The sequence below is a fragment of the Bacillus sp. 22190 genome, from assembly GCF_052045575.1.
GTDB classification, from domain to species: Bacteria; Bacillota; Bacilli; order Bacillales; family Bacillaceae; genus Bacillus; species Bacillus altitudinis.
Genome location: NZ_JBQEPF010000019.1, coordinates 1 through 25,022, shown reverse-complemented (window position 1 = coordinate 25,022; position 25,022 = coordinate 1). Strand labels below are relative to the sequence as shown.

Below are 25,022 nucleotides of genomic sequence, written 5' to 3'. Positions count from 1 at the left end.
CGTCCTTACCCCTTTACGATCGTTTCAAGAATCTGCGCAAGTTGATCTGCCTGCGGTCTTTTCATCATGGTCACATGGTCGCCTTTTATTTGATAATACGAGCACGTTTCTCTCGTGTAAGCTTCCCAATCGGCAAATTTCTTCTGGAAATCTGTGGCGTGATCGCTGCTTTGTATAATATAAAACGGCACAGAGAATGGGTCTTTTTCTAATTCAATGGCTTGTGACATGATGGTATTATGAGTCTGCATTTGCAAGTATTTATCTAAATAGTGATCATTCATAAATTGATGAACGACTTCATCCTTTTCTGCTTCTTTGAGGATTTTCTGCTTCACTTCTTGGAAACTGAGCCCTTGTAATGCTTCTGGTTTGATGCCGACGAGGTTCCCCATACCTAGGACGAGGGCGAGCATTTTCACTTCTTCTTCGTTCATATCGGCATGAAGCGCTTGATCTGCCTCATCTCTTAATACCGGAACCGTATCTAAAATGATCAATCCTTTTGGCGCTTTTCCTGCATGACAGAGTCTCTGATTCATTCCGTAAGCAAGATGTCCGCCCATAGAATGCCCTGCCAAATAATCAATGCCTGGTCGATAGAATGTCTCAATGGCTTCAATAAAAATGGTGACAAGCTCTGTATAATGAAGGAATTGTGGTTCTTCATCCTCATATAAGCCTGGAGACTGCAAGGCGTAAACAGCTCCTTCATGTGTCATGAGCTTGGCCACATCGATATACCCCATCACCGTTCCACCAGCAGGCGGTGCAAAGAAAATTCTCGGTTCAGCCGGATCCCCTTTTTTCAACTCGATTACATAGTTTTTCGGCGCTCTTTCGACAGGCTCGCCTATTTCTGGTACTGTGTCCAAATATGCCGCTAACTGTGCTGGCGCTGGGTGCATAAAAATCCATTTCGGATCAACACGGACACCTTTTTCTTTTAATTTGGCAACGGCTTGAATACTCATAATGGAATCTCCACCTAAATCAAAGAATGAATCATGAATTCCTACTCGTTTGACACCAAGCACTTCACTGAAAGCTGTCACAATCAGCTGCTGTGTTTCTGTTGCCGGTTGATCGTCTTCATGTGAGGATGAGACTGCGTCTGTCGGCTCCGGCAAAGCTTTTTGATCGACCTTCCCATTCGTTGTGACGGGAATTGCGTCAAGTACGATAAAGTAACTTGGAATCATATAGCCTGGCAGGCTTTCCTGTAAAAATGCTTTCCATCCGGGAACAGGCTCTCCCCCATCTGTGACAAGGTAGGCTGCCAGCCGTTTTGAGCTGCCGTACGTTTTAGCAATGACGGTACATTCTTTTACTTGTGGATGTTTGAGCAGGGCTGTCTCAATTTCTCCACATTCAATTCGGTAGCCTCTAATTTTGACCAAGTTGTCTTTTCGGCCAAGGTATTCAATACTGCCATCAGACCGCCATTTCCCTAGGTCACCGGAACGATACAGTTTGTCCCCTTTTAATGCCGGGAATGGATTGTCAATAAACCTCTCCTTCGTGCGCTCTGGGTCATGCAAATATCCTTTTGCCAGCCCTGTTCCGCCGATATAGATTTCTCCTTTGACGCCTGTTGGTACTGGATTGAGATGATCATCTAGTATGACAACCGTTGAGTTGGCGACTGGCACACCGATTGGCACTGATCTTGCATCCTCCGGTACGTGTGTGACTTGATAAGTGGTCGCTAATGTTGTGTTTTCTGTTGGACCGTAAGCATTGATCAGCACACCCTTCATATGTGGCAATGCCTTTCGTGCATGCTCACTAGACATGGCTTCTCCGCCAACAAGTAATGTACGGTATCCAGCCACACTTTTTGGATCATGCTCAATCAGCCGGTTGAATAATGCAGTTGGCAAACAGTTGGCTGTGACTTGATGCGTTTTGATTAAACGAGTTAATTCGTCCATATTCAGAGCAGCATATTTCGGGATCAGAACCAGCTGACCGCCATTTAGCAGCATTCCCCATAATTCAAAGGTAAAGGCATCAAATGCATAATTAGACAGCTGAAGCATTTTATCTTCTGAACCAAGCTCAATATAGTTTGTTTCTTTCACTAAGCGGACCACTCCTGCATGAGGAAGCATCACGCCTTTTGGTGTGCCTGTTGAGCCTGAAGTGTAGTTCACATAGGCAAGCTGGTCTTCTCCTACAATCGATTTTTCCCTTTGATACACTGCGCCTGTTTCTGGTAACGGCTTGTCCATTTCAATCTTTGTGCCGCTCAGATCGTCTAAACGATTGATCAGATGCGACTGGGTTAAAATGATATCGCTTTGTGTATCGCGAACGATCAGACCGATGCGGGCATCTGGATACTCAGGTGACATCGGTACATAAGCAGCACCCGACTTGACGATCCCTAGAACTGAGACCATCATGTCAAACGAACGATCAAACAGCATCGGGACAAGTGAACCTGGTCCAACGCCCTTTAACTGTAAATAGGCAGCCAGTTTTGTCGCCTTCTCGTCTAAATCTTGATACGTCATATGCTCTTCCATATAAGATACAGCAATCCGGTGCGGGTCACGCTGCACTTGTTCTTCAAATAATTCTTGCAGCGTACGCTTTGGATAAGGCGTGTCAGTTTGATTTTTCCCTATGATCATGGCATCCTGTTCTGTTTTGTCCATGACGCAAAAGTCAGCGAATGTCCGTTCAGGCTGAGCCGTCATGCCATCTAACAGATTGAGATAATAATTCATCATACGGTGGATCGTTTCTTGCTCAAATAAATCCGTATTATATTCCACATGGATAGACAGCTTGTCCTCCTGCTCAAATACATGCAAGGTGAGATCAAATTTAGAGACGGTATGATGGACCATCACTTGTTCCGATGTCAGTCCTTTTAGGTTGATATCCAGCGAATCAGTGACATACCCCATGGCGACTTGGAAGATTGGTGAACGACTTAGGTCTCTATCCATTGAAAGGTCATCCACAAGCTTGTCGAATGGATAATGCTGATGCTCAAAGGCTTTTAACGTCATTTCTTTCACCTTTGCCAGTAAATCGGCAAAGGTATCGGCTTTTGAAACGTCCTGTCTCAGCGCCAATGTATTGACAAACATGCCGACGAGCTTCTCTGATTGTTCGACATCACGCCCAGCGATCGGCGATCCAACAATGACATCTGTTTGTCCAGACAACTTGTGAAGCAGGACATAATAGGCTGACAGCATCGTCATAAATAGTGTTGTCCCCTGCTGTCTCGACAAGGCATGTAAACGACGAACAAGCGGTTCATCTATCACGATTTGCTCTGTAGCTCCATTAAATGTTTGAACCGGCGGACGAGGACGGTCAAACGGGAGCTCTAATACCGGCAGCTCTCCTTGTAACGTTTCTAGCCAATAGCTCTGAGCCTCATGGTGGTTCTTTAATTGCTCATTCTCCCAATGAACATAATCGGTCCATTCAATCTCAAGTGCAGGTAGCTCAGGCGTTTTCTCTGATAATAGCGCACCATACACGACTTCTAATTCTTGAATAAGCAGGCTGAGCGACCATGCATCGGAAATGATATGATGCTGTGCACAAAGCAAGTAATATTCCTCTTTCCCCATATCAACAATTGTCCATTGTGCAAGCGGTCCCCGTTCTAAGTCATAGATGCGGTTCGCCTCTTGCTGAATCAGCTGTTCCAATCTTCTCGCTCTTGTTTTTTCATTAAATAATGAGAAATTCGCAACGGTTACTGATGGCGGAAGGTCTTCACGGATGACTTGAACCGGCTTGCCGCCAATGGTTTGAAATGTTGCACGCAGTGCTTCATGACGTTTTGTTAAGAGACCGATCGCCTTTGTTAACGTTTGGATGTGTAATTGGCCCATCAGCTTCCAAGCACCTAATATATTGTAATGATGGCTCTTTTCTAATGTAGATAAGAACCAAATTCGCTTTTGAGCGTTTGACAGCTCATAGCTTGTTCGTTTTTCCAGCTTTGGAATGCTGGCTTCCTGAATGGCTGGTGCTCCATTGATGTCATCGACCATTTGTGCCAAGTGTGCCAGATTCTTGCTTTCAAACAATATTTTTAGCGGCGCCTTTAGTGAAAACTCATGATTAATACGTGAAATCGTTTGAGTGGCCTTTAATGAATGTCCACCAAGGTCAAAGAATTGATCCTCTTTGTACACACGATCGACTTCTAAAATATCCTCCCATATGGCCGCAAGCACCTGCTCTGTCTTCGTTTCTGGCAATTGCTTTTCAAACGGCTGTGCGTGTTTGTGATGGAACTGTTTGAGGGCTTCGTGATCAATAGAGCCATCTTGTTTTTTCGGTATATCTTCCACTTGCCTGATGTCCCATTTCCCCTCTATGATGCCTGTGATCTTGTCAGCATCCACTTCTTTGCCTGATTGCACCGTATAGTACAGTTTCTTTTCAAAATGTGGTATTGGTGCTGGTTGAAGATGTTCAGCAATTTCTTGATTCGCCCCATCTAGGCCGATAAATAGATGCGCTTCATTCAGCCGAACACCTAGACATAATGAATGGAGTCCTTGTTTTTTTCCAATCAATTGAAAGCCCTTGCGAACGGTTAGCGCAGCCCCAGTATGTCCCTTAGACAAACCAAGATTATCCCACATACTGAAATTCAACGAAATCGCTCTTCTTCCCTCATGATAGGTAAGGGCATGTGCGAGTCCATCTAAAAAGCTGTTCGCCGCAGAATATGCGCCAAATGTGGTACCACCAAAAAAGCCATTCACTGATCCAAAAAAGACGAGTGGCACTGACGGATCATGCTTGAAAGCTTCCTGCAGCACCCAAGCACCGTCTGCCTTCCCTGAAAGTTCTTTGACGAAATCTTCTTCTGTTGTATGAGCCAGTGTGTACGTATCCACATGCTGAAAGTGCTCAGATACATTGCCAGCACCGGCTAAATGAAGCGCTCCTCGGATCGACTGTCCGAAATGCTTTTCTGCTTCATAAATCGCCTGCTCGACGTCACATAAATTCGTCACATCGGCTTGTACATAAAGGACGTCTCCCAGACCTTTAAGCTGTGAGAATGACGCCTCTTTTTCTCTGTCTTCTTCAAGGGATGTCCGTCCAATTAACACGAGCTTCAAGCCAAATTGGAGCATTTGCTTAGACAGTTCAAATCCAATACCGCCAAGCCCGCCAGTCAGCAAGTACAAGCCTTCATATTCTAAAAACCCTTCTGTCTGAGGTGCCGTCATCATATTCACTTTTTCCAGCTTTGGTACGAGGCGCTGGCCATGCCGGTAAGACACTTCTGCTTTCAAATGAATCGCACCTAGTTCGTCCACAATATGCTTGGCATCCTGTTCCACATTCTCCGCTTCAATATCAAGGTGAGACACTTCTGCCCCTTCCCATTCTTGCGGGATGGTTTTTAATAATCCGGCAAGAGACGTTTTCTCCACATGAAGCTCATCTTGCGGTTTCACCAATTGACCACCTTTTGTGACAACAACGAGACGCATCGGCTCTTTATTTTCTTGTCTCAATGCTTGATACAAATACAAAATGGATTGGCTGGTGCTTGCATTCAGTTCTTTGAACTGCGCAGGGCTCGCAATCATCTCCTTGTCTGACACATTCCACAAGTGAAGCATACGGTCAATTTTTAATTCATCGGCTTCAAGCGCCGCCACAAGCCTGACGTAATCCCCCTTGATTCGAGGGTTCATCTGATACATCCCTTTTGACAGGCGTAAAAATTCATGACCCTTTTTCACAGAAACATAAGGCAGGTTCATTTGTTCAAATTGTGTATAAAGCGATTGATAAAGCCCTTTTTCATCCTCAAATACGAGTACATGATCAGTGGAGACTGGCTGAGATGGACCGATATTCTCTTTTACCCAAATACGTTTAAAGAACCAATCTGGGAGGGTTTGTTCATTTTCCGAAGCAAGATCAAGTGCACGTTCAATGTCATGAAACACCCCATCTTTCAGTGCCGCACCTAGTTGGGCACGTTGGATTTTTCCGCTTTCTGTTTTCGGAAATTGGTCTTTTTTCACCGGAATGATATGATCAGGTTCGATTCCCATTTTGCGAATGATGCTCTCTCTAATCTGCTGAATCATTGTGATTTGATCCTCTATCGAATCCTTCTGCGTGACAAAAAAGACGGCGAGTGTGTCATTACTTGATTCGGGATTGTAAATGCCGTACGCAGCGGCAAAGGTGACTTCAACCCCCTCAACTTCTTCCACAACGGCTTCAATTTCGTAATTCAAATAGTTCGCTCCGTTGATGACGATGATATCCTTTTCTCGCCCTGTGAGGACTAGGCGCCCTTCATGAATAAATCCTAAGTCTCCTGTATGAAACCAGCCGTTTTCCGCAAATACTTCTTCATTCGCTTCCTCATTTTGATAGTAGCCCATCATAATCGTTGGACTCTTCACCTGCAAGCGGCCGACTTGATCTTCTGGCAGCACATGGTGATGCTCATCTACAATCCGAATCCATACAGAAGGGATGGGTGCACCGACTTCTGTAAAGGTCATCTTGTGCGGATGATCGTGCGCCACATATTGAATCTCACTTGTTAATGAGGTCTGATCAATGGTCAGTTGTCCACCCTGATCATCATGACGCATGAATTCTTTTGACTGGACAATGGCTGATGATGTTTCTGACATGCCATAAGCCGGCACCATCGCATGGCGGCTTAATCCGTGCTCACCCATGATGTGCATGAAACGCTGCGTCACTTTAGGAACAACTGCTTCGGCGGCGTTCATGATATAGGTCAAGGTGGAGAGATCCCAGCTCCCTTTGCGAATGTCGTCTTCATATTCATTCATCATCGCAAAGGCAAAGTTTGGCGCCCACGTCCTTGTGACACCGTATCTTTCTACCCAATCCAGCCACACCATCGGACGTTCGATAAATTGGTCAATGGATGGACTAATTTGCTGGCAGCCGAGGTACACATCATGGACATGAAACATGACAATGCCCCCTACATGATCAAGCGGCATCCAGTTCATTGATACATCCTCATGCGTGAAACCATTTGCCTGCTCAAAGGAAATGATTCTAGATAAAATGCTTTGATGGTTGTGCCGGATACACTTTGGCACACCCGTACTTCCTGAGGACAGCAGCTGAAGCACAGGCTCATCCGGCTCTGGTTCATAATGCTGTTCATCTGGATCACAGGCAAGTAATGTTTCGATTGTTAAAATCGGAATCGCTTTTGATTCAAACGTTTTACGTAGCCCTGCAATGTCCTCAGCACTCGCTTCGTTTGTAATAATGAATGGCTCATTTTGCAGCTGAAACACGCCCTTGAGCTTGTTCACGCCTTGATTCATTTCATCATACACAGGCGGTACAGAGACTGGGGTTGGAATGATTCCACCGAGAATACAGCCCCAGAATACCGTGATAAAATCTTGATGGTCTTTCAATTGAAGCAGCACTTGATCGCCGTTTGAAAGTCCGGCTGCCCTTAATCCAGATAGGACACGTTCCGCTCCTGTGAGCAATTCCGGGTAAGTCTGGATCACCTCATGACCGCCTTCTTTGAGATACGTGACTCCGCGATTTGGTGACATAAAGGCGGCTCGGATCAGTACCTCTGTCAATGTGACTGGTGTACCTGGTTTTCTGATCACATCACCTCCATAAACAAGAGCTGGTGGTTTTTCTTGTACGGAGGATTGTATGGTTTGGCTGACTTCATCTTTTGAAAACGATTCGTTTCCATTTGTACGCTGTCTATCCGGGAAGAGGTCATCTAAATGATAAGGTGTTTGTTTTTCTGTCTGACTCTCTATCAAAACAGCTGCTTCCTCTACTCCATCTATGGCTTTCGTGCGCTCTTCTATCTTTCTTCGTTCCTCTTCATCTAGTACATCAATGGCAAGCAGCGCCTCGGTATCGACCGCTCCACTTTCTTTTCGCGGCAAGGAAGAGACGAGGACGAGTGCGGCTGGCACTTCATCAGGATGAAGCGGGCCTTTCATCAAATCCTCTCTTGTCAGCGAAGGGTCCTTCGCCTGTGCAAACAGCACAAGCGATAGGCCTCCTTCTTGATTTTTCTTCGGGATGAGCGCACATTCCTTTAGTGGAAAGTGAAGCATGAAGACTTTCTCTAATGCTTTGAGATCGATTCGTTTTCCATTGATCCTGACAATATGATTTGCTGCATTTCCTTTTCGTCTACTAACTAGCATTCTTCTTCTCCTCCTACATCCAATCCAAAATCTGAATCTTGCTTTCTTCCGTCCAAACGCCGACATCCCCTGTCGGATAAAGGTATTCGCCTGTTTGATGTTTGAATGGATGCGGAATTTTATGCGCCTCCATCCAATCGGCTAGCTCTCCAAAAAGTGCTTTGATCTCTTTGGCGCCGATAAAAATATCTCCAGGAAATCCAATCGGCATGAGCTGATGTTCTTCATTCAGGACATATATTTCCGTTTCATAGGCAGGATCATGTACGCCTGCATAAACTTCTTCTTGGTCTGGGTATAGCACGCTGACACATGCGTTTTTCGCCCAATCACTGATCATCCGCTCTTTTTCCTCATTTGTCACAATTGTGAAGGAAGATAGCGGCGTATCCACTTGTTCTGTCATGGCTTCAAGTGTGTGAATCAGCTGCTGCATCAGCGTTTGTATTTGCTTTTCTGTATATTGATTTAAGTTGTATGTGATCCGAAGCTCCAGCGTATCTCCCGGCACTGCGACAAGGGTTAAGTCATAATTTGTTTCTTCATGACTGGCGATGTCTAAAATGCGTACGCCATACGGCTCAATGGACTCAATCGGATAGTTTTCAAACACGACAATGCTGTGAAACAATGCCTCTCCATTTGGAATTTCCGTCATCTGCTGAATATCTGGCAGTACGGTATACTCGTATTCTCTCATCTGAAAAACGGTTTCCTGTGTATGGGCGAGCAATCGTGCAATCGTCCAGTCCGAATGGATCGGTAAACGAAGCGGCAATGTGTTAATAAAGAGCCCTGTCATGCTTTCCACTTCTGGTAAGTCGGCTGGCCGGCCAGATACGGTCACCCCAAATATGACATCCTCTGCGCCCGAATGAAGGTGCAAGAGCAGTCCCCACGCTGATTGAATCAGTGTGCTCATCGTGACCTTCTGCTTGCCAGTCATCTTCTCCAGCTTCTGCTGCATCTCTGGCGTCAATTTGACGCTGGACTGCGCCATGCTTACTTCTTGGTCTAAAGCATGTTCTTCGCCGTCTCCTGGAAGCGGTGTCGCTTCCTCTACGCCTGACATATAACGCTGCCAGAATTCTTGCGCCTTCTCTTGATCCTGCTTTTGCAGCCATTCGATAAAATCTTTATATGGACGGACTGTAGAAAGACTGATCTCTCGTTCGTCCACAAGAGAGCGATACAGCGCAAAGGATTCCTGAATAAAGCTGAACAAACTCCAGCCATCGATTAAAATGTGATGAAAACTAAAGACAAACGTGCATCTTTCCTCATCACAACGGAATAAAGCAATCCGAATCAGCGGTTCATCTATATGGTCTAAATGGAAATCCTTTGAACGATCAGATACTAAAAAGTGTTCGATTGTCTCTTCTTGCTCCTTGTCACTCAGGTGGCGCACATCGTGCTGAGTGAGATGGATGCTTCCTTCTGATTGAATGAACTGAACAGGCTCCTTCAGCCCTTCCCAAGCGAATTTTGTTCTCAAAATCGAATGACGTTCTACAAGAAGATTCCAAGCTTGTTCATAGGCATCGCCGTTTGTTAAGCCTTGGAGCGTCATATGCACCTGACCAAAATAAGCTTGTGAGGCTTGATCTAGCAGTGCATGAAACAGCATTCCTTGCTGCATTGGAGACAGCGGATACACATCGACTACATTGTCTGGAAGTTCATCTATTTGCTTTTGCGTGAGCTGAACCATCGGAAAATCAGATGGTGTAAAGCCGCCGCTCGCTTCAACACAATGCGTCAAGATGATCTCCATCTTTTCTTTAAAACGCTCAGGTAACAACCGCACCTCTTGATCTTGCAGCAGTTCACGATTGATCATAAAGTTCATCTGCAACTGGCCATCTGTCACATATCCATACACATCGATCAAATGCTGTCTTTCTGCTTTCGGATCGTGAACATGTCCATTTCGTTCGTCTGCTATATACAGCTTGGCTTCGCCATCTGCCTGATCTAACTGACCGAGGTAATTAAAGCTCATCTGCGGCGTTACCGTTTTGAGTAAACGAGGTTCTGTCATGTATTGAAGCAAACCATAGCCGATTCCCTTTTGCGGCACAGCTCGTAAGGTTTCTTTGACGTCTTTGATTTGTCTTGCAACATCGGTTTGTATAAAAGGAATAAAAATAGGATAAGAGCTTGTAAACCAGCCGACTGTCCGTGACAAATCCATCTGTTCAAATAAATCCTCGCGTCCATGCCCTTCTAACGTGATGAGCATTGGCTTTCCAATGGCTTGCGTGAGTCCTGCTAACAGTAAATCGTTAATCTCTGTTCGGTATGCTTGTGAGGCCTGTCTAAGTAACATATCTGTTTGTTCCTTTGTGAGCTGAACCGACAGGATCTCTGCATGTTCTTCTATATTAGAAAGCGCAGGCAGTTGGAAAGGAGAACCTTCTTCCTCTTGATCCTTGATTTTTTGCCAAAAAGAGGCCTGCGCTTGTAATTGATCTGTTTGTGCATATTCGTATAAGGCATCTGCCCACTGCTTATAGGAGGCGGTTTTTTTCGCAAATATGATGTCCTGCCCCGTAGCAAGCTGTTTCAATCCATTTAGTACATCTTCTTGTATCATGCGCCATGATATGCCATCCATGACGAGATGGTGTGCAGCAATAAAGAGCTCAGACGTGTCTTTACCTGTATGGAAAAGAATCGCTTTGATCACTTCTCCTCGCTCTAATGACAATGTTCCTTGACAGGCACTTGTCTCCAAGCGGATTTGTTCCCGTGCTTCCTCCTGAGATACATCCGTCACATCAAAGAATGTGACACAAGGTGTGACACCAGGCTCACGAATGGTTTGAATCCATGTGCCATCTGCCTCTTTTGTATATATAGCTCTCAGCATATCGTGATGATCGACCAGTTTTGAAAGAACCTGTGTTAACTGTTCATGTGGAACAGATCGCTTCATTTCAATATGCGCCGAGAGATTCCAATAATCTTGATTGGTCATCGATTGCTCAAAGAACCAAGATTGAATCGGGAGAAGACGAACCTCTCCTGTCACAGGTGATTGATCATAGACCGTAGAGACCTCTGACTTTCTCATCGCTTGTGCGAGTTGTGAGATGGTCTGTTTTTCAAATACATCTCTCGGCTGGATGACGTAGCCTTCCTGTGCTAAGCGTGCCACCATTTGTATGACAATAATGGAATCTCCGCCAAGCTCAAAGTAGTTATCATGGACGCCAATAGAAGGAACGCCTAGCAGCTGAGACCACACTTTTTCTAACACACGTTCTTCCTCAGTAGCTGCTTTGTCAATGGCTGTTTCTACTTCTTCTTGTCTCCACTCTGGCGGTGGAAGACGCTTTTGGTCTACCTTGCCATTTGGCGTGAGCGGTAATTCATCCAGCTCTATTAATAGGCTTGGCACCATATAATCTGGCAGAATGTCTTTTAAGTTATGGCGAATGTCTTGCGTGGTCATGCCGCCTTTTTGGACAAAATAACCGATCAATCGCTTATGACCACTCTCGTGCTGATGCGGGATAACGGCACATTCTGTGATGTCATCAAATGTCAGCATAGCGGCTTCAATTTCTCCGCATTCCACGCGGTGTCCACGAATTTTCACTTGATGATCGATTCTTCCAAGACAGTCAATGATGCCATTTGACAGCCAGCGGCCCATATCGCCTGTTTTATATAAACGCGCTCCTTCTTGGAAAGGATGCGGGATAAATGATGATGCTGTTTTTTCTTCATCTCCAAGGTAACCAAGTGCTAGCCCTGTGCCGCCAACATAAATTTCGCCGATGACGCCTTGCGGAACTGGCTGCATTTGGTCATCTAATACATAAGCTTGTGAATAAGCAATAGGCTGTCCAATCGGGACCGTCGCCTGATCTTCTTCCAGTGCCCGAATGTGATGCACACAGGAGAATGTTGTATTCTCTGTTGGTCCATAACCATTTAAAAGCCCTTCAGGCAAATATGGTAGTGCTTTTCGGATATGAGCGGCTGATAAGGCATCTCCGCCGATCAATAATGCATGAAGTCCAGATAAAGCTTCTGGATGCTCTTCTGTTAAACGGTTGAACAGCGGCACAGTCAGGAACCCTGTTGTAATCTGATAAGTTTTTAGTGCTTCCGCTAATGTATCCATTGATAAAATGGTATTTCGATCCGTCAGTATGAGCCTTCCCCCGTTTAAAAGGGCTCCCCATATTTCATACGTAAAAGCATCAAAAGAGAAGCTGGCGATTTGTAAAATGCGCGTTTGTTCATTAAGGGTGACATAGTCTGTTTCACACACAAGCCGGACGACCGCTTGATGCGGGATCAGTACTCCTTTTGGCTGTCCAGTTGACCCCGATGTGTAATTGATATAAGCAAGTCCATCAGGTCTTAGTGCAGCGGGCATGACCTCTGCTTCTGGTAAAAATTCTTCATACCCTTGATCAAGACAAATAAGTTCCGTTTGATGGATGGATACTTTTTTCAGCCATTCATTTTTTGTCAGTAAAAGCTGAATCCCTGTATCTCTCAGCATATAGTCAATGCGGGCATCTGGATATTCAGGATCAATTGGCACATAAGCCCCTCCTGCTTTCACAATGGCCAGCACCCCAAGAATCATTTCAGGCGATCTGTCGATGAGCAGTCCAACTGGTTCATGCGGCGTCACGCCTCGCTGCTGCAAATAGGCTGCAAGACGATCGACTTTCCCGTGTAACTCCTGGTACGTCCACTCATCTCCCTGGAACTCGAGCGCCACTGCATGAGGTGTCTTTTTCACTTGCGCTTCAAATCGTTCCGTCATGAGTAGCGGACCTTTTGGTTGATCAGTCTTTCCGCTCCATTCATAGAGCAATTGATGCTTTTCTTTCTCTGGCAGGAAATTCACTTGTCTGATCGGCTGCGCTGGATTTTCACAAATTCCTTCAAGCAGGTGCTCGTAGTATGCAAGGAATCGCTCCATCGTGTCATCAGAAAATAAATCCGCATGATACTCAAGCTTTAACTGAAGCCCTTCAGCTCCTTCAAACACAAACAGAGAGAGATCAAATTTCGCTGTATCATTATCTTCAATGGCTAAAACCGACGTCGCCTCCCCCATTGGAGATGCTTCAAGCGGTAAGTTTTGCAGAACAAACATGACCTGAAACAGTGGCTGCTTACTGGCATCACGGACAATATTCAATTCTTCGACCACCATCTCAAACGGCACATCCTGATGTGCATAAGCACCGACGGTTGTCTCCTTCACTCGCTCTAATAATTCCGTAAAGGCTGGATTCCCGCTATGGTCGATCCGAAGCGCCAATGTATTCACGAAAAAGCCGATTAAATGCTCCATTTCCGTTCGATTTCTCCCAGCAATGACCGAGCCAATGACAAACTCATCCTGTGAAGACAATCGATGTAATAGAGTAGAGAAAGCCGACAGCAAGGTCATATAAAGTGTGCTGTCTGTTTTCTTAGATAGCTCATCAATCTTTTCAGACAGTGACTTCGACAGCTGATATGTTTTCGTCTTCCCTTTGTAGGATTGAACGGCCGGCCGCGGATGATCATACGGCAATACCAAATCTTCAACAGGTGCCGCAAATTGCTCCTTCCAATAGGCAAGCTGCTTATCTAGTGGCTCTCCTGTCAAATACTCCTTCTGCCACAGTGCGTAATCCGCATATTGAATTGGCAGTGCCGGCAAGTGAGGCTCCCGCCCTTCGATCGCCGCTGTATACCACTCAGATAATTCTCTTGCCACAATGCCAATCGACCAGCCATCTGACACGATGTGGTGAATGGACATCAGCAAGATATGCTCTGCGGATGAAAGTCGAATCAGCTTCACTCGAAAGAGCGCTTCGTGTTCTAATTGAAAAGGTGTGGATGCCTCTTCTTTCGCCCATTCAGCCGCTTTTTGTTCTTTCTCTTCCTGTGACGCTATGCCTGAAAGGTCCATCACCTCAAGCTCTGGAAGGGCCATCTGTTCATGAATGACCTGTACCGGTTCATCCCCGCTCATCGTAAAGGACGTTCTGAGCGATTCATGTCTTTCCACCATATGATGCAGACTTTCCTGAAGCACCTTGATATCTAACGGCCCATTCATCCGAAACGAAATCGTATTATTGTATAATGGCAAATCCGGCTCTAATTGATAGAGGAACCACTGTCTTTGCTGGGCATAAGACATCGGAATTTCCTGACTCTTCTCCATTTTTCTCATCGGAATCACTTCATCTGCTTTAGCATTTGAATCGATCCAATCCGCTAATTCTCCGAGTCTAGTATGTTCAAACAACACAGCAAGCGGCACGTCAAACCCTGTTTTTTGTCTAACCGTAGACAGCATTTGCGTCGCCTTCAGCGAATGACCTCCTAGTAAAAAGAAATGATCGCCGCAGCTGATATCCGAGACATCGAGCAACTCTGACCAAATGTGTGCGAGCAGTTTCTCCGTTTCTGTGTGAGGTGCTCTGTTGTCTGAATCCATTCCGCTTTCCTCTATTAATTCATGAAAATATGCCTCGTCTGGCGATCCATCTTCTGTTTCTTTCCAATATTCCTCAGGAAACAAATGCACGGCATATTCACCAGATAGACGGGACTGTAAACACGTATGAATCGATTGATACAGCCGCTCTTCCACCGCCTTTGTTTGATCAGTTTTGAAAAAGACGTAAAAGGTCTGCTCTGTTTGCATCTCCGCATCCGCATGGACCATCTCGTGAATCTCTTTCTTCGATCGATCCAATCCCGTATAAATGAGCGGAGCATCTGTCATCAGACATGCGAGCATCGTTTGGAAGCCTGCTTGCTTTGAAATTGGGAGATAACCTCTTTCTTTTAACATGCCTTTTATCATGGAGCCTTCACTCATTCCAATCTCGTCCCACATGCTGAAACTAAAGCAATATGGCTTCACTGTAGATGTCAGCTTCTGATAATGAGCAAATTGTTCCACGAACTCATTGGCAGCGCAATAGGCGCCGACAGTCATACCGCCCTTTAGCGTTCGGGCTGACGAGCTGGAAAGAAATAAAACATTCCTGCGTTTGGAGGCAGCTTCATGAAGCGCAATCGTTCCATATACCTTCGCTTCGTACATGTCATTCAGAGACACAGATGTCATATCAGCAAGCAGTTCTTCTTGAATGATACCTGCGAAATGAATGATCCCATCCAGCCTTCGATTTCCGGCGACCTCATGTCTAGAGATGATTGCTTCTACCTCTTTTTCAGCCGTGATGTCTGCTTTCTCATAAAGAACCTTGCCGCCATGCACTTTTGCCTGCTTTTCTAGCAAAGACAATGTCTCTTGCTGGTCACTAGAAAGTGCCTCTCTCTCTTTCCTTCCAAGCAACACGAGATGTGCTTGATAAGATGTCAGTAGGTGTTCACTGACTAAACGTCCAATTCCGCCTAGCCCGCCTGTTATGACATAAAGCCCAGATGATTCAAATGGCGGCTCTTCCCTTTTCTGTTCCTTTTCCAAATGAAGAGGTGCTAAAAAGGGAATATAACGAACACCTTGACGATAAGCAGCAACATGACGGTCTTGGTCATGTGTGAGTTCTGCCATTATCGCCATTGCATGGGAATGACTAGATACCGATTCTGCTAGAGAAAAATCAAGACATTGCACCTTGATAAACGGCCATTCATGCTGAATTGCTGTCATCAGTCCTACTGTCGTTGCTTTTTCTACATCGTGGATTTGATCCTCCGGCACATTCATCGCATGGGCTGAGACAAAAGTGATGGCCACCTGCTCCTCATAGACGGAAATGGCTTTTGTTAAAAATAATGCACTCATGCTGCCCGTTTTCTGCGCTTGTTTTGCCTTGTCCACATAAAGCTTGTCTTCTTGGTTTGTATAGTTCCAAAGGTGAATGATGTGTTTCACCGAAACGCCATACGAACGGAGCGTCTCAAAGAGTTGTTCGTAGTCAGACGGCCGATTCGGGTGGATGATGAAGTGAGTGTGTGTGAGTTGTTTGAACGCTTGACCCGGTTCAACCGTAATGTATGTTTGTTCACTGTTTGCAAAAGATTTCAATTGATCTGCCAGTCCTAATGGATCTGCAAAGATCACAACGTCCCCTATGATCTGCTTGTCAGCTGCATCAAGTGGAGCAGGTATCCACTTCTTTTGATAACTCCAATCAGGCAAGGTATGTTCATTTTCAAGTCTCATGTCCATTTCCATGATCATTTCATCAAATTCGCCTTCTTGCCATCTTGTCTTGAGCTGTGCCCTTTCTATTTTTCCAGAGCTTGTTTTGGGAAATGCATGCTTCTGGACAGGAATGATGCGAGATGCAGACAAGCCCATTTTTGTTGCAATATGGGATTTAATGTGCTGACTTGCCCTCATAATATAAGCTGGCTCATACAGCTTCGGCGTAAAAAAGAGAATCAGTTCATCGGATGCAGAAGCCTCCATTCGGACAGAACAAGCAGCCACAAAGCTCGTTTCTACTCCCGGTACTTCCTCTGCTATGGCTTCAATTTCATAGTTGTGATAGTTTTTCCCGTTGATGATAATCATATCTTTTTCTCTACCGGTTAGTGTCAGCCTTCCTTCGTGCAGAAAACCTAAATCACCTGTGTGAAACCAGCCATCCGCTTGAAATACTTCTTGATTCGCTTCGTCATTCCGGTAATAGCCCTTCATGGTGGTTGGACCTTTTATTTGCACACGGCCAATATGATCTTCTGGAAGAAGCTCATGCTGATGATTGACGATGCGTATCGTGATACCTGGAATCGGTTTGCCCAACTCTGTAAAGCTGACGGTTCCTGTCTCACGTGCTTCTGCAGGTCTTAGCTGCTCTGTCAGCGACGTTTCCTCAAAGGTCAGAACCCCGCTGTTTTCATCTCCACGCTCAATCGCAAAGGAAAACACAACCGCTGATGAGATTTCAGACATGCCGAAAGCCGGTCTGATCACATCTCCCTTTAAGCCGTGCGGAGCAAGCAGGTGTAGAAATCGGTGGATGGTTTTTGGCACGACCGCCTCTGCCCCATTAATCATGCAGGTCATCGCCGACAGATCCCAAGATCCTGATGAAATCTCTTTCTCATAATCATTGATCATCGCAAATGCAAAGTTAGGTGCCCACGTCTTCGTTGCACGGTAGCGGTCCATCCAGTCAAGCCACCGCAGCGGCTGAGCGATAAAGTCATCTGTTCTTGCCCGAATCTGCTCGCAGCCTGTGTACACATTGACAAGGTGGAACATCACGATGCCACCAATATGATCTAAAGGCATCCAGTCTAACGAGACATCCTCTTGTGTAAATTGATTTGCTGCCACTGTTCCTTTGACGTTCGCCAGCACACTTCTATGGGAATGCTCTACACACTTTGGCATCCCTGTACTTCCAGACGTTAAGATAAAGAAGACGGAATCATCCGGCGCGACAGGGTGAGCGGCTGTATCTCTTTCTAATGTCAGCATCGGCTCAACTGCTGCGACACGTAATTGGTCTGTATGCCACAGTAAGGCTAACCCTTGCACCTCCTCGATCAGTGAGTCATCTGTTAGGATGAGCGGATGCTCGAGCAGCTTCCAAGCATGATGAAGCTTCTTCACTGCAGCATTCATCTCCCGATAGGTTGGGGCAGCCGACACAAGCGTTGGAACAAATCCGCCTAATACACATGCCCAAAAGGCAGTGACCATGGCATGATTCGATGAGAATTGAAAGAAAACAGGATCGCCTGCCTTAAGCCCCAGTGCCCTTAAACCAGTCAGAACCCTCTCGGCGTCTCCTTGTAACTGCGCATAAGATTGTGTGAGTTCGTTCTTGCTATTCACGATATACGTAAGCCCATTTGTCGTTTTTGCAGCCTCTGTTAAGACTTCCTGTAAGGTCTGTGCGCCTTGTGTGACGTCGAGATCCCCTCCATAGGAAAGAGCGGGCGGCATATCGGCCAAAGCAGGTACAGCCGTTTGCGTCTGTATCGCTTCCGCTGCGGCCTCCTGCTCAATGTGCTTGTCGAGAAATAAATGAGAGAGGTGATACGGCCGCGGTCGAATGGTTTTTTCACGTGAAAAAACAGCGAAGCGTTCGATTTCATTGGTTTGTAAAATGGTTGTCTTTACATCTTGTAAAATCGCATCCATTGATTCATGTCTACTCGTTTGGTTAATGGTTGATGGTTTCATATGAGTTCCTTTCCTTTTTTGTTAGGCAGGACTGCAAGGCTGCATCCTGCCTAATCTAAAGTTTACAAGACTCGTTCTCTATTTGTTTGATTGACAATATGTTTGATCAGCTTTGCATTTTGAGCTGCACATTCTTTCTGTTTGAACATATCAGCATGCCGGCCATAGCCTTGGTATTGGGTAAAAGATCCGGCCGTTGCCTGTGTCCACTCTTCCATCCAGTCCGGGATCGCTATTTGTTCTTCAGATTGGATGAACGTAATATCTGCCTGTATTTTGCCTTGATTCACCCCCTTAACAAACGTTTCATAGTAGGCGCGCGTCTTTTGGGCAAGCGCTTCTTGAACGATCTCCCCTTGAGCAAGCTCGCTTTGTTTCGTTTGATGAACAATCGCTTCAATATCATCATCAATGGATCGTCCTTCTAAATCACTTTCTCCAATTTTCTTATAGGAATCGATCATGATGACCTTCTCGACTGTCCGTCCTACTTGTTCAAGCGCTTGAACAAGCTCAAAGGCGAGGTAACATCCGCCTGAGTACCCCATCAACGTCAGCGGCCCTTTTGGCTGAAGGTGCTGAATATGCTGAACGTACTGCGCCATTCGGTTATTCGTTTCAATAAAATCAAAAGCGACTAGCCGAACATCATCAAGCGTTTTTGCTGCTTCCTGATAGATAAAGCCGTAGCCTGGTAATGGCGGAAGAGCAAAGACTGTTGATGTTTGAGATTCATTGAATACAAGATAGCCAGCGGTTTCCCCGTCCTGATGCTGAATATAATGACTAAGCGCTTCAATCGTCGGGGTCTCAAACAACAAATGGATCGGCACCTGAACCTCAAACTCTTTTGATACTTTGGACAAAAGAGACATTGCTTTTAAAGAATGTCCGCCAAGCTCAAAGAAATGGTCATCTGTGCTAATATCCTCTCGTTCAAGTACTTCCCGCCACATTACCAGCAGCTTTTGTTCCACTTCATTTGCGGGCAGTTTCACACGACGGTTTCCTTGCGGTGCCTCTGGTTTTGGTAGCTGGCGTTTATCAACCTTCCCGTTTGGCGTAAGTGGGAGGTTCTCCAGTTCAATCAGCTCATGAGGCAGCATATAAGCTGGAAGACGCTCTTTCAGCCCTGATTTGATGTCATCGAGTTTGCCTTTCCATGCATCATCACACGTGATATAGGCAAGCAGCCTTGTATGATTGGTTTCATCATGATCCGCTAGGAGTACAGCTTGTTTTACACCTGGGTGCATGAGAAGGTTGGCTTCAATTTCTGTCAGTTCAATTCGGTGTCCTCGAATTTTCACCTGATCATCAACTCTGCCTGCATACTCAATCAGACCGTCTTCTCGAAAGTAAGCTAAATCCCCCGTGCGATACAGGCGCTCACCCGCAGCGAATGGATGGGCGATAAAGACTTGTTTTGTCAGATCAGGACGATTCAAATACCCTTTTGCCAGTCCTTTGCCGCTCAGACAAAGCTCTCCAACCATTCCAATCGGCTGAAGCTGTCTGTGCTCACTCAATATATAAGCGCCCGTCTGGTTGAGCGGCTTCCCAATTGGAATAGAACGTGCCTCTAAAGGGATCGCTTCATCTATCGGATAATATGTGGCAAAAACCGTTGATTCGGTTGGTCCGTATACATTCAACAATCTGCCTTTCCCCATCACATCAAAGGCTTTTCTCACATGCTGAACCGATGCCCTCTCTCCCCCAAACAGCACCTTACGCACACCGCGCATCCAGTCTGTTCCTTCATCAACGAGAAGATGGAATAAAGCGGTTGGAACAAACATGACAGAAATATGCTCTCCTTTTATCAGCTCAGTGAGCTTCCCCATATCTAAAATGGTTTCTTTTTGCGGCAGGACAAGCTTTGCTCCGTTTAAAAGCGCACCATATACATCAAATGTAAAGCCATCAAATACGCTATTTGATAACGACAGCAATGTATCTGTTTCTAAAATGGTTAAATAATTCGTATTTTTGACCACCCGGGCAATATTGGAATGGGTCGTCATGATGCCTTTTGGCTGTCCGGTTGTTCCAGATGTATACATGATGTATGCCGTATCATCTAAACCAGCTTCAAGTGGCAGATTCTCTGAGCTCATCAGTAAAATTTCTTGATCATCTGCAAAAAGATACGTGCCATCAAATGCGAGTGACCTCGTCTGACTGATAAAGGATGAATGAGTCAGAAGATGCGTCGCTCCGCTATCTTTCAGCATATATTGGATACGGCTTTCTGGATAATTTGGATCAATCGGCACATAGGTGGCACCTGCTTTTAAGACAGCGAGTAAGCTAACAATGAGTTCAGGTGTCCGCTCTGCTAAAATGGCGGTCACCGTTTGATGACCCACCCCATTTTTTTGTAAATGCCTTGCCAGTCGATTTGCTTGTTCGTTCAGCTCCGCATATGTCATCGTGTGATCACCTGCTGATAATGCCACTGCATTCGGCTGTTTTCGGACATTATGCTCAAACCACTTTGTCAAATAAAGCTGATCATGCTCCAGCTCAGGTGCATTCCATTCCTCTAACATTCGCTGTTTTTCCTGCTTTGTCACAAGTGTCAGTATATGAACTAACTGATCTGGATGTTTGATGGCCCCTTTGATCAAAAGGGTCAGCTGATCCTTTAATTTATGGACAAATGCAGGATCAAATGCACGCTGATTAAAGGCCAGCTTCAGCTGCAATTGTTCCCCGGGCGACGCCAGTAAATTGAGATCATAGTTCGATTTCTCATAGACATTCATGTCTTCTACTGTAAAGCCAAGCAGTGACTCCTGCTCGTCTTTCTTTGCAGCAGGGACATTCTCAAACACCACAATATGATCAATGAGCTGCTGCTGACCTGCCTTAGCCTGAATATCATAAATCGGGATATATTGGTGCGGTTCAGCCGCTAAAGACTGCTGCTGCGTCTCTGATAATAGAGAACGGAACGTCATTTGGTCTGTCAGCTGAATTCGTCTTGGAATGACATTGATGAACAACCCCACCATCCGGTCCACACCAGCTAAATCTGCCGGACGTCCTGACACAACCGTTCCAAACAACACATCGTTTGAGCGCTGATACCTGCTTAGTAAAATGGACCAAGCCGATTGAAGCGCACTGCTTAACGTGGCATTCTGCTGCAAGGCTAACTCTGATAAAGCAGCAGTTTCTTCTTTACTCATGGCCCATTCGATTTCGCCTAATTCATGCTCATTTGTTTGCTTTCGCTGTTCTTTAAAAGTCGACTGCCCCTCAAAACCAGCCAAAGATTGCGTCCAATATTCAAGTGAGGCTTGTTTATCTTGTTTTTCCAGCCATTGAATATATTCTTTATATGGCTTGACTGGCTCCAGCCTATAAGGGATGTCATGCAAAAGTGCATGATAAATCGCAAACAATTCCTGCACAACTAGGCCAAAACACCAGCCATCTAGAAGGATATGGTGATAGCTCCATATCCAGCGATAGCTTGAAGGACCCGTTTGAAAAACAGAGGCCCGCATGAGCAGATCCTTCGAGAGATCAAATCCTCTCAGCTGATCCTTTTGTTTAAAACGATCAATACGTTCAAGCTGTTCACTTTCAGAAAGATCCTGTATGTCCACAACATCAAGCTGGAAAGGTCGATTTTTTAATACAACTTGGACAGGACGCTTCACTTTTTCGTGGAGGAACACGGTACGAAAAATATCGTACCGTTCCACAATGATATTCATGCTTTTCTCAAGCAAATCATGCCGAAGTGTGCCCTTCACGTTCATATCCATTTGTTCTACATAAAAGCCTTTTTCTTGATGATGGAGGGTATGAAACAGCATTCCTTCTTGCATCGGTGACAGATAGTACATATCTTGAACTTGATCCCTTTTAAATTGACTCATCTATTTCATTCCTCCTTCCCCTTTTTCATGACTGATCTAGTGGTGTTAGGTCAATTTCTCCTCAAGCATGTCAAAGATATCGTCCATTTCATCCATTTCAAGGTCTGCAGCCGAGAAGTCACTTGGTGTAAATTCTCGCTCTTGATGCGCTAAGCAATGGGTGATGATGGATCTGATCTTCTCCTTCAACAATGCGATGAACTGCTGTATCGTTTGTTCTTCATATTCACTTGCACAATATGAGCACGACAGAATGAATTGATTGTGCTGAACAAGACCGCTGAGGTTCAGCTTATAAACAGCTTCAGATTCAGGGCTTGCTTGACGGCCCATATCATAGGTTGAGGGCCCAAAGAGTTCTGTCGTCACTTCCTGATCAATCTGCCCAAGATAGTTCAAGCTGATTTCAGGCTGCACGTGTTTGACTGACGGTTCGGATGGTGTCATGTATCTTAAAATACCGTAACCAATCCCTTTATTCGGTACACGCCGTAGCATCTCTTTCGTTCCTTTGATAGCGTCTGCAATGGTCTGATTCGGTTTCGCTTCAAGAACGACTGGATACATGCTCGTAAACCAGCCAACTGTGCGGGATATATCTAATCCTGATAAAATGTCCTCTCTTCCATGACCTTCAAGCTGTACATGTACATGAGATTGACCTGTCCATTCCTGAACGGCCAGCCCGAGCGCACATAGAAGAATGTCATTCATTTCTGTTGTGTACGGAAGATGGATATTCGTTAACAGATGCTCGGTTTCTGCTTCTGTCAGCTGCATTTTGACCGCTTTCGTATCTGCGACTTTTCTTTCTTTTACTTCATGGTCAACAGGTAAAGTCGTAAACGGTCTATTTTCAATCGCTGCCCAATACTCCTTTTGGTTTTTTAGCAGCTGTGACTGCGCGTATCGTTCAACCGCTTCTGCCCATTCTTTGAAAGAGTGCGTTTTTAGCGGCAGAACCATCGTTTCTCCTTTTTCTGCCTGATGATAAAGAGACATAAAGTCTTCTAGTAAAATCCGGCATGAAACGCCGTCAATCACTAGATGATGTGTGACCATGAGTAAGTGATCACCGTTTTCTGTATGGAAACAAATCACTTTCATCAACGGACCTTTTTCAAGATTCAGTTGACGCTGATACTCATTGGCATATGTGGAAATCGCCTGTTTCACATCTTGCGCTTTTGAAACATCACAAGAAATAATTGAAAATGGTTCTGTCAGCTCCCGCTGATTGTATTGCAGCATGTCATCATGCTCCTGTCTGAACACCATGCGCAGTGCATCATGATGTGAGAGCAGTCTTTGCAGGACTTTTTCTGTGACTGCCAAGTCAAATCCCTTTGGTGCATGAAGCATCATTGAGAGATTCCAGTGGTGCTGGTGATCAAAGTTCCGTTCAAAGAACCAGCGCTGTATCGGTGTTAAAATAACCTCTCCTTCGACAGGTGATTGATCAGCTGTGAGAAGATCCGCTTCTTCGATATATGGGCGGAGCTCCGCAATCGTTGGGTATTGGAACAGCTGCTTCATATCGAGCTTCCAGCCTTCTTGCGTGAGTCTGCTGGCCATTTGGATGCCTTTAATCGAATCTCCGCCAAGGAAGAAGAAGTGGTCGTGAATACCAACTTGGCTGACGCCAAGTACATCTTCCCAAATGCCGCAAAGCAGTGCTTCCACTTCATCTCTTGGGGCTTCGTATGCTGTTTGATTCGCTTCCACATCAGGTGCTGGCAGTGCTTTGAGATCCACTTTGCCATTTGCCGTCATTGGCAGTTGGTCTAGCTTGATGATCCATGATGGCACCATATATTCAGGCAAGATGCGCTTTAAGCTTTCTTTCAGCGCAGCCGTTTCTGCATCTGTAATGACGTAAGCGACAAGAGCGTCTTGATCACTTGCGTCTTTGACCGTTGTCACGACGGCTTCTTTCACTTCATTTAGCGCAAGGAGCTGCGCTTCAATTTCTGATAGCTCAATACGGAATCCGCGGATGCTCACTTGATGGTCTTTTCTGCCGAGGTAGATCAGTTCGCCATCCTCTGTCCATTTCACCAAGTCACCTGTACGGTACATGCGCTCTCCTGGATAAAATGGATCTGGGACAAACCGTTTGTCCGTTTCCTCTGGGAGATTCCAGTAGCCTCTTGCCAGTCCTTTCCCCGCAATCACAAGTTCACCCGGTACGCCTTGCGGCGAGAGGTCATATAACGAACCCATAATGTAAAAACGAGTATTGGCAATCGCTGTTCCGATAGGAAGCGTGCCTTGATCTGGATCAATGATCCCGCTTGTCGCCACGACCGTATTTTCTGTTGGGCCGTAGTTATTCACGAGTTTGTATGGAACGGGCTTCACCTGTTTCAGCTTGTCCCCGCCTGTCAGTAAGTAACGGAGAGAATGATTGTCCATCGACATAAACTGCTCACATAGCTGTGTTGGCAGGAACGCAATGGTGATACCTTCGTGATTAAAATACGAATTGAGCTTGATCATATCGAGGCGAATCGCTTCGTCGATGATATGGAGCTCTGCGCCGGCGATCCACGTCGGGAACATCTCCCAAATGGAGGCATCAAAGCCAAAGCCGGCATATTTGGCGGTTCGGTCTTGTTTCGTCACCTGGAAGGCATCATTGTGCCAAAAAGCAAGATTGACAAGAGACTGGTGCTCGACCATGACACCCTTCGGCTGTCCAGTCGTTCCAGATGTGTAAATCATATAGGCGAGATCCGTTGGTTTGACAGGAACCTGAATCTCGTG

The 25,022-nt window shown here is 45.6% G+C and carries 4 protein-coding genes; all 4 read right to left on the bottom strand.

What is annotated here, in order from left to right:
- Nucleotides 1-5: 5 nt before the first annotated feature.
- On the bottom strand, nt 6-8,204 hold the full coding sequence (locus ACTJKA_RS17920) for an amino acid adenylation domain-containing protein (RefSeq protein ID WP_440607877.1): 8,199 nt from the start codon (nt 8,202-8,204) through the stop codon (nt 6-8).
- A 13-nt stretch (nt 8,205-8,217) separates the two neighbouring features.
- Nucleotides 8,218-18,360 carry an amino acid adenylation domain-containing protein gene (locus ACTJKA_RS17915; protein WP_440607876.1) on the bottom strand — a complete coding sequence of 3,381 codons (10,143 nt, stop codon included), beginning with the start codon at nt 18,358-18,360 and terminating at the stop codon, nt 8,218-8,220.
- Nucleotides 18,361-18,422: 62 nt separating this feature from the next.
- Entirely contained in the window at nt 18,423-22,256 is a 3,834-nt protein-coding gene (locus tag ACTJKA_RS17910) for a non-ribosomal peptide synthetase (RefSeq protein ID WP_440607875.1), read from the bottom strand.
- A gap of 45 nt (nt 22,257-22,301) precedes the next feature.
- Nucleotides 22,302-25,022 (bottom strand): condensation domain-containing protein (locus ACTJKA_RS17905; RefSeq protein WP_440607874.1); only part of this gene is annotated, 2,721 nt, incomplete at its 5' end.

Excerpts from the sequence above, each read along its gene's own strand:
- ACTJKA_RS17920 (WP_440607877.1), bottom strand. The coding sequence starts at position 8,204 with ATGCTAGTTAGTAGACGAAAAGGAAATGCAGCAAATCATATTGTCAGG.
- ACTJKA_RS17915 (WP_440607876.1), bottom strand. The coding sequence starts at position 18,360 with ATGAAACCATCAACCATTAACCAAACGAGTAGACATGAATCAATGGAT.
- ACTJKA_RS17910 (WP_440607875.1), bottom strand. The coding sequence starts at position 22,256 with ATGAGTCAATTTAAAAGGGATCAAGTTCAAGATATGTACTATCTGTCA.